The sequence below is a fragment of the Floridaenema flaviceps BLCC-F50 genome, from assembly GCF_041929275.2.
GTDB classification, from domain to species: Bacteria; Cyanobacteriota; Cyanobacteriia; order Cyanobacteriales; family Aerosakkonemataceae; genus Floridanema; species Floridanema flaviceps.
The window spans coordinates 2596592-2612966 of the sequence record NZ_JBHFNR020000001.1 but is presented as its reverse complement, the minus strand read 5'-3'; the positions used below and the strand labels follow the sequence as shown (position 1 = coordinate 2612966).

Genomic DNA, 16375 nt, shown 5'->3' with positions numbered 1-16375 from the left:
TACAAGGTTGCGACAATAGCTTCATCTAATGTCATATTCAGTGCATCAAACATTAAACAAACTTCTTTTACAGTTCTAATTCATCTGCTACTAAGACGCGCAATTCAGTGACCCGCTTCAAGGCGATATCATTGGTTAAAAATGCTTCGCAATTAGTCTCTATTGCAATAGCCACTTGATAGGCATCAAGTAAGGCTAAATTATACCGCGATCGCAATTGGGCTGCTTGTTGGGCAATGTTCGAGTCAATGGATCTAAATTGTGTATTGTTTCCGTTGACAAGCTGGTTAATAAATAACTGCTGAATTTGGGGTTGTCCCAAGCGGTAAGGTATGACTAAACACTCGCTTAAGGTAACAGGTGAAGTAACTGCTATTAATAAGCTATTATCTATGCGATCGAAAATTGGTTTAATTATTGAAAAGTATTGAGGATGGTTTTCAATGTAATAAATAACTGGTGCTGTATCTAAAAATAGGCGGGTAACTCCTTGCAAGCTATCGGTTAATTTCATTCTGTTTTAATTACCTTTCTCGGTGTTCGTCGGCTTCCTGTCTAGTTCGAGAAACCCAGGTTTGAGCATCTTCACCTAATGCGGGTGCAGAAGCTAAACCGCGAATTTCGCTCCATTTTTGTCGAGGTTTGTTAGTAGGTTGCGTTTGCCTAGCTTTTTCGGCTAGATAGGCAATTAATTCTAGTTGTTCTTCTAGTGTTAAGGTATCAGCTTGCTGCTTTAATTGTTGAAGTGTGTTGTAAGTCATTATTCGGTATTTTTGGATTTGTGTTCATGGTAAATTCTAATTTCTTACGTACCTAATTTTAATTTGACTCACCGACTTTTGGTTTTGCAGCAGGGTTTTTTGGTAGCAGTTGTTCCCATTTTTTCGCTATTTTGTCGGCAAATTCTGCCATTTCTCTAGCTTTCTGTTCGGCAATTTCGATCTCTTTAAGAATTTCAGCTTGTCTCTTTTCATCTGGGAACTTTTTCACGGTAATTCCTCCAAAGTATTCATGATGCGTCTGACACCCATTTTAGCTTCAATTACTCGACCTAGTTGTTCTCCCAAATCTTCGCCTGCTTCCTGAATTAACTCCTCTAGTACATCCGCAGATTCAATTGTTTTAATTATAGATTGAATTCGCCTTCTATAACTATCTATAAAAAATAGCACATTATTAAATTAACTGAAATAGCCGATCAACAGATTGTTGTCTGGAAAAATAGACAATAAAGGTCTAATTCGGTTGAGTCCACTGATTAATTCTTGTTCGGTTTCATTTAGTTCTTGATTCAGGCGATCGATTAACGCTAATATTTCTGAAGGAATCGTCATTGATAGAAAAAATTGTTAATTTATTATCATAAATATAGTAGAAATAATGCTAAAATAAAATATGCAAATATCCAATTAGCTATTAAACTTTACCTTGAATCAACATAAAAATGAAACTGCAACAAAACATAAATGCTTATATCCGTCCAGGGGAACAAAAAGGTTATGTAGCTGAGTGCTTAGAAATTTCTGTGGTAACGCAGGGAGACACATTAGATGAAGTGGCAAAAAATATCGTTGAAGCTGTTACTCTGCATTTGGAAGATGAAGAGCCCGCTGAATTTGGATTAGTGGCTAAACCGACAATTATATTAACTTTTGAATTACAACCTGAATATGCCTAGAAAAATCTGGGATGCGCTAATTTGAAGGTTTGATAACAACAAAAAGAATTAGATAGTCTACGATCGCTAATAGGTAAAACTTAACTCTGAGGATAGTCTATGAAGAACAAGGATCAGAGAAAAATTTTATCGATGCTATGTCATGGCTCGGTGTTTTTTAGTTTTATGATTGTGTCAATTTCTATACCAATTGCCGTTTTGTTACTCTATGAAGATCCGATCGTGCTAGAGAATGCCAAGGAATCTCTGAATTTGCACATTAATCTTTATGTGTGTGCGATCGCATTTTTCTTCCTAGTTTTTATGTTAATTGGTATTCCCCTGTTGTTTCTTTTGGCGATCGCTAATTTCGTCATGCCGATTATTGCTATAATAAAAGTTTTCCGTAATCCCAAGCGTCCCTATTACTATCCATTTATTATTCGTTTGGTGTAGGGACACGGCATCATAAATATTATCTATAATCCCCAAAATTTAATTATGCCCTGTCCCTACTATAGATTTATTAACCTCCGGCAAGTAGAATATGTAACAAGAAATCTATAGCAAAATTTGGCGCTATTTATGGAAACATCTCCCAAAATTGCCGGAATTTATGAAGTATGTATTGGAGTAGAGGATGCTATGCCTCTAATTCAATATTGGGCGCAATTTGGTTACACAATTGGACAAACCGGAGAATTGTCAGCAGAGAAAGTTTATAACTTATACGGGGTTAATTCTGGGTTACGTTCCTTTCGCTTATTTCACCAAGATTCAGATCACGGTTTAGTGCGTTTAATGATATGGGAAAGCCCGAAAAATGAAGGGTTAAAACTTACATCAATGAAGGCGAAAGGCACTCGTTGGACAACTACATTAACTGCTGATGTAATGAATATTTTAAATCATGCTGAAGAGGCAGCAAAGGCAGGTTTACCGATTAAATATACCTTTCCTTATTGGGAAATTATCTATAACAAAGATAGACAAATTCGCCCTTTTATCGATCCACCTGTCGGGGTACGAGAAATGCTGTTACTGCAACCTTTAACTCGACAAGTTTTGTTTCAACGGTTCAATTATTCTTTGCCAAATTACGGGAAAATTAACGAAAACTCTACTTTTAAATCTAGTCAAATTACTCATTTGGGAATAATTGTTCAGGATGATAGTAAAGAAACTCTGCGTTTTTATGAAGAAACATTGGGTTTGTTGCGGGTAAGAGATGATGTGGAAACTACTTATGAAAGTTCGCAGGCGGGAAGAGAATTTTATGATTTGCAACCGCAAGAAAAGTTTATCGTTACAGCTTTTGACGATCCTCGTTCTTCCACGACTGATTTTAAAACTGCACGTTCTGGCAGACTTTATATTGTTCGGTTTCCTGAATCTATGAATTTAGAAAGTTGCTTTGAAAAATCAGTACCAGGATGTTTGGGAATGTCTTTATACACTTATCGAGTGAGTGATATTGAAGAGTATTTTCACCGAATTAAAGAAAGCAATGTACAAAGATTTTCAGAAATTGAAGTTAATGAATTTGGGGAAAAAAGCTTTTCTTTTGTTGCGCCAGATGGTTACTTTTGGACTTTGATAGCAAAATAGTTAATATAAAGGAAGTTGTTTATGTTTAGCAGAGTTAATAGTTCCTTATTGCATTAAACCGTTTTTCGCCCAAATTGCTTGTTGTCGTACTGATTCGGGAATTTTTTGGCGAGTTTGTAAAAAGCGATCGATAATTTCTATAACAGCTTCTCGGTTGTTGTAATACCAATGATTTAAACCATGTAAAGCACTTTCACAACAAACCCAAGAATTGAGATACAAAATCTTTTCCATTACTGTTAAACAAGTGCGATCGAAATCAGCGTTTCCCGTCCCCCAACTAGGAAAAACATCCCACCACATATAACAAATATGGTCTAAGTTTTTACTAGCTGCGTATTCTTTATGCGTTGGTTCACATTTCTTGGCAAATAAATTCTGAAATAAACTAAAAATTGCCTGAATACATTGCTGTCTTTTTTGCCAGTAGATACTATCATCAAAGACAGCATAAATCATTTTGTCATCAGCTATTAAATAGTTTAAACCTTGCCCAATGCGATCGGCACAATAGGGTTTAAGTAACTCTTGCGAATGGGCAAAAAGTTGAGTTAAATATTCAATTTGGAGAATCGGAGATTTTGGGATAATAACTTCATCAGCAAGATCGGAACTCCATTCTTTTACTTCTTGCCCAAAAATGGAATTAAGCCAAATATCAAAGCTTGGTTCATGATTACTCATGATTCTTCCGCTTCAGGAATGGGAAATCTCTCCCCAGCTAAATAAGCAGGAAAATGCTTTTTAAAATATGTCCAAGAAGTCATATCATCATCCAAAGGAGATTTCGGCGCATTTTTATATAAAGGAACTCGCGTGTTAATTTCATCTTGCAATAATTGAGGTAAATCGGTAAAATCTTTCACCTTCAAACCGCTAGCACTATATATTAAATGACCTGCTTTATCTCCCATTTTCATCCAAGGTAACCAAGGACCGATTCTATCCCAAGCAATAAACATTTCTGACACTGTAACTGTGTCAGAATTTTCTAAATCTTTAGTCGGAACTGTCAGTTTAAATAATTCCGCAGCTTGATAAGTTTCTTGGGGACTGTAATCACTAAAAGTCTCCTCTTTTGCTAAAGAATTGGGATAAGTAGGGAATAAATCAAAGACAAAAGTAGTAATTTCACCATTTACTCGTCCGGGAAACTTACCTTTAAAATGTCCTTCTACCGGACTATTAGCTACATGAACTACAGTCACAGTTTCTCCTGTCCAAGGGTTTTGCCATTTATGCAAAATTTCGCCTGTTTGGGGGTCAAGGTAATAAGTTAATTCCCGTGAAGTAAAATCCCAACTATCATCATCATTAGCGATACATCTACTAACACTCATCCCGACAATGTTAAACAACCGTTTCTTTTTTTCATTAGGGACAAAAGAGTAGATTGAACCCGTCCAAGTGAGAAAAGTTTGGCTTCCATCCAGGGAAGAACGCACTTTTACCCATTCTTTAGTATCAAATTCTTTGACTGTATTGATCATCCGTTAATCCTCTGACTACTGCTTTATTTGTTGTCAGCTTATTGTCAAGATAGCGAAAGAACAATAACCACAGAGGTAGGGAAACGTTTAAAGCAATTAGTCGCATTAAATGCCCTGCTGTGACTATTTCTACATCATGATTTAAGGAGAGGGCCACTAAGATCATTTCTGCTGCGCCTCCGGGTGCGGTGACTAGCATACAAGTTAGCCAATCCCAAGGCGTAAACAGCATAGCAAAACCAGCTGCCATAAATCCTGCTACAATAGTTAAGCTTACTGGAATTAAAGCATAAAAAATAGTTCTTTTCTTAATTTTCGGATTGTTTCCCCAAGATTCACCAATGCTAATTCCCAGTAGTGCTTGACCGATTAAGTTAACTATATAAGGTGGAGTATAGCTAATTTCGGGTAGAAATGGCGCAGTATTTAAGAAGTAGCTAAAGGTTGTTCCTACTACTAATGCACCGAAGAAGAAAGGAGTAGGAATTTGCCATTTTTTTGCTAGTTGCACTACTATAAAGGTGCAGGTTAATAGAATTACTAGCAAGAGTAATGATAAACTATCTGTAGGCAACAAATTCCTCATTAAACTGCTTACAGAAGTGTCATTACTATTAGTTATTGACCGGGCGATTATTGGTAGAATAATGACAACGCTGGTAACTCTGATGACTTGAACTAGGGAAACTAGAGAAACATCTTTGTTATATTCAGCGGCAAAGCTGGACATAATTCCTACACCGCCAGGAGTGGTGGCTAACATAGATGTGAAGATGTTTGTGCGGGTAACTTTGGAGAAAAACCAGCCAATAAATACGCCTGTTATCATAACAAACAGCGTTAAAAATAGAAAAGTTGGTAATTCCGAATAAACTGCTTCGAGGTTGCCTTTAGCTATGGAAAAGCCGATGGTAGTTCCGACTAATGCTTGTCCAACTTTTCTGGCTATTGGATGTGGTTGAATATCCCATTTAGTGAAGCGCGAACTATAAATTGTTAATGCACCAGCAGCGATACCGCCAAATATCCAAGCAATTCCTCCAATGGGGAAGATCTTACCAAAAGCGAAGCCTAAAGGTAAAGAAAGAAGTAGTTCTAAACCCAAAGTTACTAACGAGTTTTTTGCTATTCTATTGTCCACAGTTAAGTTTTTCCTATCTCCTAGATTAACAAGGTTAATTGCAGGTTTGCGGCATGAGCCATAAACCAAATTAGCTGCATCAAATGCTTGATATCAGCGAGGAAGTTTTGATTTGAGTTTTTGTTAATAAAGCAAGTTTGACTAAAGATGCGCGGGAAGCCATTTTTAGTTAAATTGTGATTCTTTTGCTTTAATATAGCATTAATACCTAAATTAAGCTTCTTCCACAGGAATGAATTCTTGTTCTATTTGGCGATATTTGGGAATACCGATAAATTCTTGGAAATCTTTGAAATTCACCAATTGAGTAAAATCTGCTGTTGAGCCCTGTTCTTTCAACTGACGGAAACAAGCTGTCATTATCTGAGTTGTGGCTAAAAGTCCGGTGACGGGGAAAAAGGCAATTTTGAAACCGATTTCTTGTAATTCTGAGGCGGAAAGTTGCGGGGTTTTCCCACCTTCGACGATGTTAGCAACTAATGGGGTTTTGGGGAAGGTTTGTGCGATCGCCCTCAGTTCCTCCACCGACTGCGGCGCTTCCACAAACAACACATCTGCGCCAGCTTCAATATAAGCCTTTCCCCGACGAAAAGCTTCATCTAAACCCAATGGCGATCGCGCATCAGTTCGGGCGATAATTACTAAACTGCTGTCTCCTCGTGCTTTCACAGCAGCACGAATTTTCCCAGCGTGTTCCGCCATTGAAATCACTCTTTTTCCTTCAAAATGACCGCATTTTTTAGGCCATTCTTGGTCTTCCAAAATGATGCCAGCTAAACCCAATTGTATTGCATCTTTAACTATTCGCATCACATTTAAAACATTACCATAACCAGTGTCCATATCCGCAATTAAAGGAATAGTTACTGATTGGGCAATTCTGCCAACACTGTACAACATTTCCGTTGCCGTGAGAAAACCGTAATCAGGTAAACCAAGAGTAGAAGCAGCAATGCCAAAACCGCTGGTAGCTGCAACTTCAAAACCTAATTGTTCGACAATTTTTGCCCCCAAACAATCATAAACTCCAGGGATAACGATTATTTCGGGACGTGCAATTAATTCACGCAGTTTTTGTCCAGCCGACATAGAAGTAAATTTGTGAGAGATAGATTTATAATATGATAATTCAAGTAAAAATTACTCAATCTTTAGGTTCTTCTGGAATATCGAATTCAGCTAAGATACTGCGAATTTCGTTAGCATTGATATCTTCTCGCTGTGATTTAGAGTAAATTGTTAATAAAAGTATGCTAGTTAGTGACTCAATTTGATAAATCAGTCTATAACCTGCGCTTTTCCCTTTTTGGATGTCGCTATTTTTAATTCTTAATTTCATGATGACATATTCTTCACCTATTCCGGGAATGCGATCGCCAATAAAATTACCTTCTTGTAATTGTACAATTATTGGCTGAAGGTCCGATCGAATTTGGCGATATTTTTTTGGCAATTCCCTCAAATTTCGTTTTTACTCAGGTGTTAAATCGATGTTAACTAAAGGTGTTTCATTCCACATCTATTCCTGACCACATTTCCGAAATGGGTAAGCGTTGTCCGGCTTTTGCTTCCTCCAATGCTCTCCTGAGACTTGCTTTTACTTCTTCGATCGGAGTATCATCAGGATCGGTTTCCTCTTCTTCAGTAACATCAGGAAAAAGTATCAGAATTCGCACCCGACTAGGAGGAAAATTTTCAATAGGGCGATCGAGCAATAATTGACCAGTTTCATCCAACGTTCCTGTTACTTCAACGGCTTTCATTCGTTTCTATATTTTTACTGAAATTTCTGTTAATTATATCTTAAAATCACATTGCTGTTACTGTAGGTAGCTTCCAGAATCTTTGTCACTCGGCTACCTCCAAGTTTTGAGGAAGTGGTTTTAGTATAAATTAAGCCTTTATACTAATGCAAGTTGCTAGTTATTAATTTTTTCTTGTTCCCCCCTTCTGCAAGGGGGGCTAGGGGGGATCTAACGCTGTGTTTCCAAGTTTAGATCCCCCCAACCCCCCTTGATAAGGGGGGCTAAGAAAAATCTACATTTATAACTAGCAACTTGCGTTACTAAATAATCCAAAATTCTGCTGATAAAATTGCTTCTACATCTTTGGGAAATGGACAATCATCAGGGAATTTGATTTGAGGATAATCTTTTTGGGCATCTGCTAAAGCAACTTGCCAAATTTCGGCAAACACTTCTAATAAATAACCTTGTAAACTGGGAGATTGTTCTAGTAATCTTTGTAATTGTTTGCGTTGTTCTCTGATAGTTAATTCCCAACCTCGGTAGTTTTCCGGGGTGGGAATGTAGCAGCGTTTTAGTAAATGATTTAGGAGAACGTCCAGACGGTTTTTTAACTCTCTTTTGTCTCCTTTGGACAAGCTTTCAATCTCCTCTATTAAATTTTCTAAATCTAGTTCATCAAAGTTTCGCGCTTTCAACTTGGAGACGGTATCTTCTACCCACAAGCAAAAGTCACTTTCGTATAACTTGGTTTTATTATCGAGAAAAACTCTATCTGTCACTCAGTACCTCCAAGTTTCGGGGGAGTGCTTTTATTATAAATAAAGCCTTGATCCAAGCCTAATTATCACTAAAAACTCGCCCTTCAATTGGTTCATATTCATCTTCTAACAACCAAAGTTGGGCTTCTTCGTAAGTTGAACTAGTAAAGATAATTTTGTAACCTTCAGCAGGATCGAATATACAACAATTCCCAGCTTTGTCACCAACTAACAACAATATATAAGGAGGAAACAGCATTGCATCCATCCAAACTTCGGCAAATTCCCAGTTATTATTCACTAAATCTGGTGCGGGGAGTGACGTGGTATCGATTTTCTGCATCAATTTTCACCTCTCCATAAAATAGTGGGATGATTGAACCATCTGGACTGATTCTATAACCAATGGCTTCCTCAAATAACAGACCAAAACGCTCATAGCCTCTGATAGTTCCAGTGTAATTTCCTCTTTCAATTACGGCTTGAGCAACTCGATTCATTGTAGCTTTGTCGTTGAAAACATGAGCAGCCCTTCCACGCCGCAACAACCTTTGCACTTGAGGCGTATCGGGTAAATGTTTGGGAATATGACGAGTATCAAGAATTAATTCGCGTTCAATGCCACTCATAAATTTGAGCATATCACACGCTACAGTGAGATAATTTGCATAAGTTCTCAGCGATGAGACATAAATGTAATTGAACAGCCAGCGGATAACTGTTAGTTGCGGAGTTATATATGAGTCGTCTGAGTGTTTTTGCTGCTAGTTTGATGTTTGCAGTTGCTTCTACTTTGCCATTAGGAGAAACTACGCCAACTATATTAAGTGCATCGGCACAGACGACAACAAATCAACAACGCAAAGCTGAAGCGTACAGATTATTTCAACAAGCACAAGAGCAGTCTCGTCAGAGTCAATTCCAAGAAGCATTACGAAGTTTAGAACAAGCTTTGGTGATTTATCGAACAGTAGGAGATAAAGCCTGGGAAGGGGTTGTTCTCGCTGCTATTGGGTTAGTTTACAACAATCTCGGACAATATCCGAAGGCTTTAGAATTCTATCAGCAAGCTTTAGCTATTGTTAGGGAAGTTGGCAACAAGGCGGGGGAAGGGACGACTCTCGATTTTATTGGGGCAGTTTATGTCAGACTCGGACAATATCCGAAGGCTTTGGAATTTTATCAGCAAGCTTTAGCTATTCACAAAGAAGTTGGCAACAAGGCGATGGAAGGAAAGACTCTCAACAATCTTGTGGAAGTTTACATTAGTCTTGGACAGTACCGGAAAGCTTTGGAAAAGTTAAGCCAAGCTTTAGCCATTTTCAAGGAAGTTGGTGACAAGGCAAAGGAAGGGGCGATTCTCAATAATACTGGGACAGTTTATGTCAATCTCGGAGAATACCCAAAGGCTTTGAAATTGTATCAGCAAGCTTTAGCGATTAACAGAGAAGTTGGTGACAAGGCGGGGGAAGGGACGACTCTCGCTGGTATTGGTAGTGTTTACAGAAATCTGGGACAATATCCGAAGGCTTTGGAATTGTATCACCAAGCTTTAGCTATTGTTAGTGAAGTTGGCGATAAGGCTAAGGAAGGGACAATTCTAAATGGTATTGGGGCAGTTTACAGCAGCCTCGGACAATACCCGAAAGCTTTGGAAACTTATCAGCAAGCTTTAGCCATTTTCAAGGAAATTGGCAACAAGGCGGGGGAAGGGATGACTCTCAATAATATAGGGGAAGTTTACATTCATCTCGGACAATACCCGAAAACTTTGGAAAACTTAAGCCAAGCTTTAGCCATTTTCACGGAAATTGGCGGCAAGGCGGGGGAAGGGACGATTTTAAATGGTATTGGGTTACTTTACAGTAATCTCGGACAGTACTCGAAAGCTTTGGAATTTCATCAGCAGGCTTTAGCGATTAACAGAGAAGTTGGCAACAGGGTGATGGAAGGAATAACTCTCAATAATCTTGGGACAATTTACGAAAATCTCGGACAGTACCCGAAGGCTTTGGAATTCTTTAGCCAAGCTTTAGCCATTTTCAAGGAAATTGGCGACAAAGCAATGGAAGGGACGACTCTCAATAATCTTGGGGCAATTTATGAAAATTTCGGACAGTACCCGAAGGCTTTGGAATTCTATCAGCAATCTTTAGCGATTCACAGGGAAATTGGCAACAAGGCGGGGCAAGGAACTACTCTCAATAATCTTGGGGGAGTTTACCGCAGTCTCGGACAGTACCCGAAAACTTTGGAAAACTTAAGCCAAGCTTTAGCCATTTTCAAGGAAATTGGCGACAAAGCAATCGAAGGGACGACTCTCAATAATCTTGGGGCAATTTATGAAAATTTCGGACAGTACCCGAAGGCTTTGGAATTCTATCAGCAAGCTTTAGCTATTAGCAGAGAAGTTGGCAATAAGGCGGTGGAAGGGACAACTCTTAATAATATTGGTTTTTTACTAAACAAACAAAACCAACCTGAATTAGCTATTGTTTTCTACAAACAATCAGTTAATGTTACCGAAACTATTCGCCAAGATTTACGCAAACTACCCCAAGAACAACAAAAATCCTACACCGGAAAAGTGGCATTTACCTATCGCGGTTTAGCCAATCTCTTACTTGGACAAGGCAGAATTTTAGAAGCGCAACAAGTTTTAGAACTCCTGAAAATTCAAGAAATTCGGGACTACACTCGTAACGCTAAAGCCAGTAACCAAACTTCCGGCATCGACCTTAACTCCACTGAAGAACAAATTAGCAAAACTCACGGCAGTTTAATCGCCTTCGGGCAAAAAGTTACCCAATGTCGCCAAACTCAATGCAGCGAATTAAGCCAACTCAACGACCAATTACAAGCTTTAACTACTCAATATAATCAAAGCATTGCTACTTTAAAACAAATTATCGCCAACCGTCGCGCCCAAGACCAACAAGTTCTCGACCCCAACGACTTCGGACGCAAAGCTAGAGAAATTATCGCCGCCCAACCTGGTACTGTGTTAATTTATCCCTTCGTTGTCGAAGATAAAACTTGGTTACTTTTCGCTGGTGAAGGTGGCGTTCTCAAAAGTGTAGAAGTTCCAGTTTCTCGTCGTCAATTAGGGGAAACTGTATTAAAGTTCCGCCAATTATTACAACAGCCTAATTCCAATATTGAAGAATTAAAAGCCACCAGCAAACAACTTTATGATTGGTTGATTAAACCACTTGAATCTGAGATTAAAGGGAATAAAAAAGTTACTAATCTGGTCTTTTCCCTTGACCGAGTTACCCGCTATATTCCAATGGCGGCTTTGTTTGATGGGGAAAAATATTTAATTGAAAATTACACCGTTTCTACTATTTTATCAGCTGGGTTGACTGATGTAAGTAATAGACTTCCCCCAGGCACCGCCAACACTCCCGTTTTAGGACTCGGTTTATCTAATGCAGTTGCAGGTTTTAATCCTTTACCAAATGTGCTCACTGAAGTAGATATGGTAGTCCGCGAAAATGACGCAGATAAAAACGGTATTTATCCCGGTTTAGCTTTCTTAAATAACGCTTTTAACTGGCAAATCTTGCGAGATAGGTTATCAGGAAAAAAGATTTTACATATTGCAACTCACGGGGAATTTGTCGCTGGAAAACCGGAAGATTCTTACTTGTTATTAGGAACAGGAGAAAAGTTAGCCATTCCCCAAATAAAAGATTTAGTTAGTTTTGGTTTAACTGATGTGCATTTAGTCGTATTATCCGCTTGCGAAACTGCTTTGGGTGGCGCAGATGCGGAAGGTTTAGAAATCTCTGGGATTAGTGCTTATTTTTTGGAAGGTGGGGCGAAAGCGGCTATTGCTTCTTTGTGGCTAGTCAATGATGCCAGCACTTCTTTATTAATGCAAACTTTCTACAATCAACTAGCTAATAATACTGCTGATTCTCGGATTACTAAAGCTGAGGCTTTAAGAAATGCCCAATTAAGTTTTTTGCGGGGAAATAACCAAACTGGCACTTCTGAAGAAAGTCGTGCTACTGTAGTTTTTGAGATTAAACCTGGGACTCGTGCTAATTTTGGTTCTCGGTTCTCTCATCCTTATTATTGGGCACCTTTTGTATTAATTGGTAACGGATTATAAAATCTATGAGTTTTCGTTTTTATCAGTTAAGTTTAATCACTGCTACCCTGTTTCTTTCCTTTTCTCCTGTTTCCTGGGGCGAAACAAATCCCAGCATCACAAATATTTTAGCCCAAACCGCAACAAGCGATCGCAAAACCGAAGCACAAACTCTTTTACAAACAGGACAAAAACAGCTAGAAAATAATCAAGCGGAAGCAGCTATTAAAAGTTTTCAACAAGCTTTGACTATATATCAAGAACTTAAAGACCGTCAAGGGGAAGGGGAAACCCTGAAAAACTTGGGTAATGCTTACGCTGCTGCGGGAAATAACACGAAAGCAATGGAAATTTATCAGCAAACTTTGACCATTGCGAAGGAAATTAAAAACCGAGATTTGGAAGCTAGAGCATTACAAAACATCGGCACTATATATCGACTTCAAGAAAATTATACCAAAGCTGTGGAATATTTGGAACCAGCTTTATTAGTAGCGAGGGAAATCAAAAGCCAAGAGTTAGAATTAAAGGCTTTAGTCAGTTTGGGAATCGCTTATGATTCCTTGGGTAATTTACAAAAAGTAGCCGAGTATTATGAACAGCTTTTACCCATAGCTAGAGAAACCAAAAATCCTCAATTGGAAGCTTTAGCTTTGGTGACTCTCGGTTATGCTTATACTTCTTTGGAAAACCAACAAAAGGCTATTGAATTTGGCGAACCTGGTTTAAAATTAGCTAGAGAAATTAAACAACCAGAGTTACAAGCAATGGCTTTAGTGACTCTAGGTTATGCTTATATGGGCTTGGAAAACTATCAAAAAGCAGTGGAATTTGCTGAACCAGGTTTAGCCATGATTAAGCAAATAAACAATCCGCAAATGGAAGCTTTGGCTTTGTTTACTCTGGGCTTTGCCTATACTAACTTAGGAGATTATCAAAAAGCAACTCAGTTTGGCGAGTCAGCTTTAACTATAGCAAAACAAATTAAAAACCGCAACTTTGAAGGGCGGGCTTTAGTAGTTTTGGCACTCGCTTATGATTCACTCGAAGAACATCAAAAAGCTGTTGAATTTGCTCAACAAGGTTTAGTAATTGCGCGAGAGTTACAAAATCCGCAAATGGAACTTTTTGCTTCTTTTAGTTTGGCTAGGAGTTCTTATTTATTGGCAAATACTCCTGAAGCATATCAGAAATCATTGGCGTTGACTCAGGAGAGTTTAGCAGTAATTCAAAAATATAAAAATCCCTCTTTGGAATCATATCTGAATTCGCAAATTGGTGATAATTATAATAATTTGGGTGAGCATGAAAAAGCGATCGCATTCGCCCAAAAAGGTCTAACAATCGCCAAACAAATTAAAGACCGATCGCGAGAGACTTATGCTTTATTAGTAATTGGTCAAGCTTATTACCAAGCAGCAAATAAACCCGAAGAATATCAGAAATCCCTCGAATTTATGCAGCAGGCTTTAAACTTATCAAGGGAAATAAAAGAGCCAACTTTTGAAGCATTAGCCTTAATTTATTTAGCTAATATTTACAGCCAACTAGAAGATTATCAAAAAACTTTGGAGTTTGGCGAACAAAGTTTAAAACTTAGCCAAGGAATTAAAAATCCCCAAGCGCAACTTTATCCTTTGTTTAGCTTATTAAGTGTTTATGCGGAATTAGGTGAGTATCAAAAAGTTATAGAATTGGGTGAAAAAGGTTTAGCAATTGCCAAAGAAACTGACAATCCCGTTGTAGAATCTGCTTTGTTAGTTATGCTAAGTGTAGGATATTTTGGCGAAGGGAATTTCCAAAAAACCGTTGATTTATCGCAGCAAGCTTTAACCGCTTCTCGTAACGTCCAAAATCCCCAAATGGAAGCTTATTCTTTGTTAGTTTCAGGGCTGGGTTATGCAAGTTTAGAGAATAACGAAAAAGCTATTGAATTGTTTCAACAAAGTTTAGCTAAAGCAAAAGAACAAAAAGATGATACTCTGGCATCTTTGGCTTTAAATCTTTTAGGAGGAGTGAATAGAAAATTAGGGAGAAATAGTCAAGCGATCGCACTTTACCAACAAGCCATCTCCATCGATAGCGATTATAGCATTCTCGCCGGAATTGCCCGTGTTTATCGAGACTTAAACTCACCAATTACTGCTATTACTTATTATAAACAAGCAATTAATGAAATTGAACAAGTAAGAGGGAAAATTAGCGGTTTACCTGTGGCATTACAAAAGTCATTTTTGCAAGCCGTACAAAGTGTCGATCGCATTAAAACCGCCGATATCTATCGCGAATTAGCAGATTTGTTGTTATCTCAAGGAAGAATCTTAGAAGCACAACAGGTATTAGAACTATTAAAAACCGAAGAATTACGCGAATATACGCGATCGGGAGGTAACAACCCAGAACTAGCTTTTAACCAAACAGAAGCCAAAATTGTGCAAGAAAATGGCAGTTTAATTCAATTTGGACAAAAGCTGCATCAATGTCAACTAACTCAATGCAATCAATTAAGCCAATTACTAGATCAACGGGATGTTTTAATTGGACAATTTAATCAAAAAGTCCAAGCAATTGAAAAGGAAATTAGACAAAGACGCGCCCAAGACGACGCATTTTTTGACCCTAGTAAAATTAGTAAAACCAAAGAAATTGTCGAATCACAACCCGCAACCGTGCTAATTTATCCCTTAGTTTTAGAAGATAAAATATGGCTGTTATTAGCCTCTCCCGGAGGTGTGGTTAAAACAGTAGAAGTACCAGTAAATCGTCGGCAATTAGGCGAAACTGTAGTTAAATTTCGGCTATTATTACAACAGCCTAATTCTTCCATTACTGAAGTGCAAGCCACAGGTAAACAACTCTATGACTGGTTAATTAAACCCATAGAAACTGAATTAAAAACTAGTAAAGTGCAAAACTTAATTTTCTCACTCGATCGCGTCACCCGCTACATACCCATGAGTGCCTTGTATGACGGAGAAAAATATTTAATTCAAAACTACAACGTCTCCACAGTATTATCAGCTGACTTGACAGATATGCGCGATCGCTTACCTCCCGGTACTCAAAAAACCTCAATGTTAGCACTAGGATTATCCAATGCAGTTGCAGACTTTAATGCCTTACCTTATGTACCAGCTGAATTAGATGCCATTGTCCGCCAAAAACCAGAAGATCCCAAAGGTATTTATCCTGGATTAGAATTCCTTAATCAAACTTTTGATTTCAAAACATTACGAGATAATTTACCCGGACGCAATATTTTGCACATCGCCACACATGGAAAATTTGTCCCCGGAAGTCCAGATGCTTCCTATCTTTTATTAGGAAATGGCGCTAAATTAACCATTCCCGACATTCAAAAACTGCAAGGTTTGAGCTACATTCATTTAGTAGTACTCTCTGCCTGTGAAACTGCCCTTGGAGGGCCAAACGCTGAAGGCATAGAAATTTCTGGACTAAGTTATTATTTTCTTAATGGTGGTGCAAAATCCGTCATGGCTTCATTATGGCAAGTAAATGATGGTAGCACTAGTCAATTAATGCAAAACTTTTACAGTAACCTAGCAAATAACACTAACGACACACAAATAACTAAAGCCGCTGCCCTCCGTCAAGCCCAACTCAAATTTTTACAAAGCAATGACTCCCCAGATAACTTAGCCCAACGAGGCATCACTGCCGCCCAACCAGTAAAATCAAACTTATCTCACCCTTACTACTGGGCACCTTTCGTTTTAATTGGCAATAGTTTGTAATAAAGAAGGGAGAAGGGGAGAAAGTTTAACCAGGATTTACAAACTTTATGGATTAACCAGATTTCTAGAATCATCCTGTCGATCGTGTAAATCCATAAATCCCGATCGCGTTTTGTAAC

19 protein-coding genes are annotated in these 16375 nt (G+C 38.3%); 5 read left to right on the top strand and 14 right to left on the bottom strand.

Annotated elements, in window-relative coordinates:
- Window positions 1-67 precede the first annotated feature (67 nt).
- The 5 genes from ACE1CI_RS12595 to ACE1CI_RS12575 are packed head-to-tail and all read right to left on the bottom strand — an operon-like array spanning window position 68 to window position 1334.
- The gene (locus ACE1CI_RS12595) at window positions 68-514 is read right to left on the bottom strand and encodes a type II toxin-antitoxin system VapC family toxin (RefSeq protein ID WP_413266583.1); all 447 of its coding nucleotides are present in this window, start codon (window positions 512-514) and stop codon (window positions 68-70) included.
- Between the two features lie 10 nt (window positions 515-524).
- A complete protein-coding gene (locus tag ACE1CI_RS12590; RefSeq protein WP_413266582.1) occupies window positions 525-761 on the bottom strand; it encodes a hypothetical protein in 237 nt (78 codons plus the stop codon).
- Between the two features lie 58 nt (window positions 762-819).
- Window positions 820-990, bottom strand: a complete 171-nt coding sequence (locus ACE1CI_RS12585; protein ID WP_413266581.1) for a hypothetical protein — start codon at window positions 988-990, stop codon at window positions 820-822.
- Entirely contained in the window at window positions 987-1172 is a 186-nt protein-coding gene (locus ACE1CI_RS12580; protein ID WP_413266580.1) for a hypothetical protein, read from the bottom strand. The genes ACE1CI_RS12585 and ACE1CI_RS12580 overlap by 4 nt, the downstream gene beginning before the upstream one ends.
- A gap of 9 nt (window positions 1173-1181) precedes the next feature.
- Window positions 1182-1334: a hypothetical protein gene (locus ACE1CI_RS12575; protein ID WP_413266579.1), complete on the bottom strand. Its 153-nt coding sequence runs from the start codon at window positions 1332-1334 to the stop codon at window positions 1182-1184.
- A gap of 110 nt (window positions 1335-1444) precedes the next feature.
- Here ACE1CI_RS12575 and ACE1CI_RS12570 point away from each other — a divergent pair, with 110 nt between their 5' ends.
- From ACE1CI_RS12570 to ACE1CI_RS12560, 3 genes are all read left to right on the top strand, one after another.
- Window positions 1445-1678, top strand: a complete 234-nt coding sequence (locus tag ACE1CI_RS12570; protein WP_413266578.1) for a type II toxin-antitoxin system HicB family antitoxin — start codon at window positions 1445-1447, stop codon at window positions 1676-1678.
- 99 nt (window positions 1679-1777) lie between these two features.
- A complete protein-coding gene (locus ACE1CI_RS12565; RefSeq protein ID WP_413266577.1) occupies window positions 1778-2113 on the top strand; it encodes a DUF4870 domain-containing protein in 336 nt (111 codons plus the stop codon).
- 129 nt (window positions 2114-2242) lie between these two features.
- Window positions 2243-3265, top strand: a complete 1023-nt coding sequence (locus ACE1CI_RS12560) for a VOC family protein (RefSeq protein WP_413266576.1) — start codon at window positions 2243-2245, stop codon at window positions 3263-3265.
- 45 nt (window positions 3266-3310) lie between these two features.
- Here ACE1CI_RS12560 and ACE1CI_RS12555 read toward each other — a convergent pair whose 3' ends face one another.
- From ACE1CI_RS12555 to ACE1CI_RS12515, 9 genes are all read right to left on the bottom strand, one after another.
- Window positions 3311-3949: a hypothetical protein gene (locus tag ACE1CI_RS12555; RefSeq protein WP_413266575.1), complete on the bottom strand. Its 639-nt coding sequence runs from the start codon at window positions 3947-3949 to the stop codon at window positions 3311-3313.
- Window positions 3946-4755 (bottom strand): DUF1838 domain-containing protein, encoded by an 810-nt coding sequence (locus tag ACE1CI_RS12550; RefSeq protein WP_413266574.1) that lies wholly within the window; start codon window positions 4753-4755, stop codon window positions 3946-3948. Before ACE1CI_RS12550 ends, ACE1CI_RS12555 begins: the two co-directional genes overlap by 4 nt.
- Entirely contained in the window at window positions 4730-5896 is a 1167-nt protein-coding gene (locus tag ACE1CI_RS12545) for an AbrB family transcriptional regulator (RefSeq protein WP_413266573.1), read from the bottom strand. The genes ACE1CI_RS12550 and ACE1CI_RS12545 overlap by 26 nt, the downstream gene beginning before the upstream one ends.
- A 213-nt stretch (window positions 5897-6109) precedes the next feature.
- A complete protein-coding gene (locus ACE1CI_RS12540) occupies window positions 6110-6985 on the bottom strand; it encodes an isocitrate lyase/PEP mutase family protein (protein ID WP_413266572.1) in 876 nt (291 codons plus the stop codon).
- Between the two features lie 55 nt (window positions 6986-7040).
- Window positions 7041-7358, bottom strand: coding sequence for a type II toxin-antitoxin system RelE/ParE family toxin (locus tag ACE1CI_RS12535; protein WP_459564122.1), 318 nt, complete (start codon window positions 7356-7358; stop codon window positions 7041-7043).
- 46 nt (window positions 7359-7404) lie between these two features.
- Complete coding sequence (locus tag ACE1CI_RS12530) at window positions 7405-7659, bottom strand: type II toxin-antitoxin system RelN family antitoxin (RefSeq protein ID WP_413266570.1); 255 nt, start codon at window positions 7657-7659, stop codon at window positions 7405-7407.
- Between the two features lie 302 nt (window positions 7660-7961).
- Window positions 7962-8423, bottom strand: a complete 462-nt coding sequence (locus tag ACE1CI_RS12525) for a DUF29 domain-containing protein (RefSeq protein WP_413266569.1) — start codon at window positions 8421-8423, stop codon at window positions 7962-7964.
- Between the two features lie 58 nt (window positions 8424-8481).
- Complete coding sequence (locus tag ACE1CI_RS12520) at window positions 8482-8745, bottom strand: hypothetical protein (protein WP_459564121.1); 264 nt, start codon at window positions 8743-8745, stop codon at window positions 8482-8484.
- Entirely contained in the window at window positions 8696-9031 is a 336-nt protein-coding gene (locus ACE1CI_RS12515) for a DUF6972 family protein (protein ID WP_413266567.1), read from the bottom strand. Before ACE1CI_RS12515 ends, ACE1CI_RS12520 begins: the two co-directional genes overlap by 50 nt.
- Window positions 9032-9141: 110 nt before the next feature.
- Here ACE1CI_RS12515 and ACE1CI_RS12510 point away from each other — a divergent pair, with 110 nt between their 5' ends.
- Entirely contained in the window at window positions 9142-12522 is a 3381-nt protein-coding gene (locus ACE1CI_RS12510) for a CHAT domain-containing protein (RefSeq protein WP_413266566.1), read from the top strand.
- 5 nt (window positions 12523-12527) lie between these two features.
- Window positions 12528-16256 carry a CHAT domain-containing protein gene (locus ACE1CI_RS12505; protein ID WP_413266565.1) on the top strand — a complete coding sequence of 1243 codons (3729 nt, stop codon included), beginning with the start codon at window positions 12528-12530 and terminating at the stop codon, window positions 16254-16256.
- Window positions 16257-16375 lie beyond the last annotated feature (119 nt).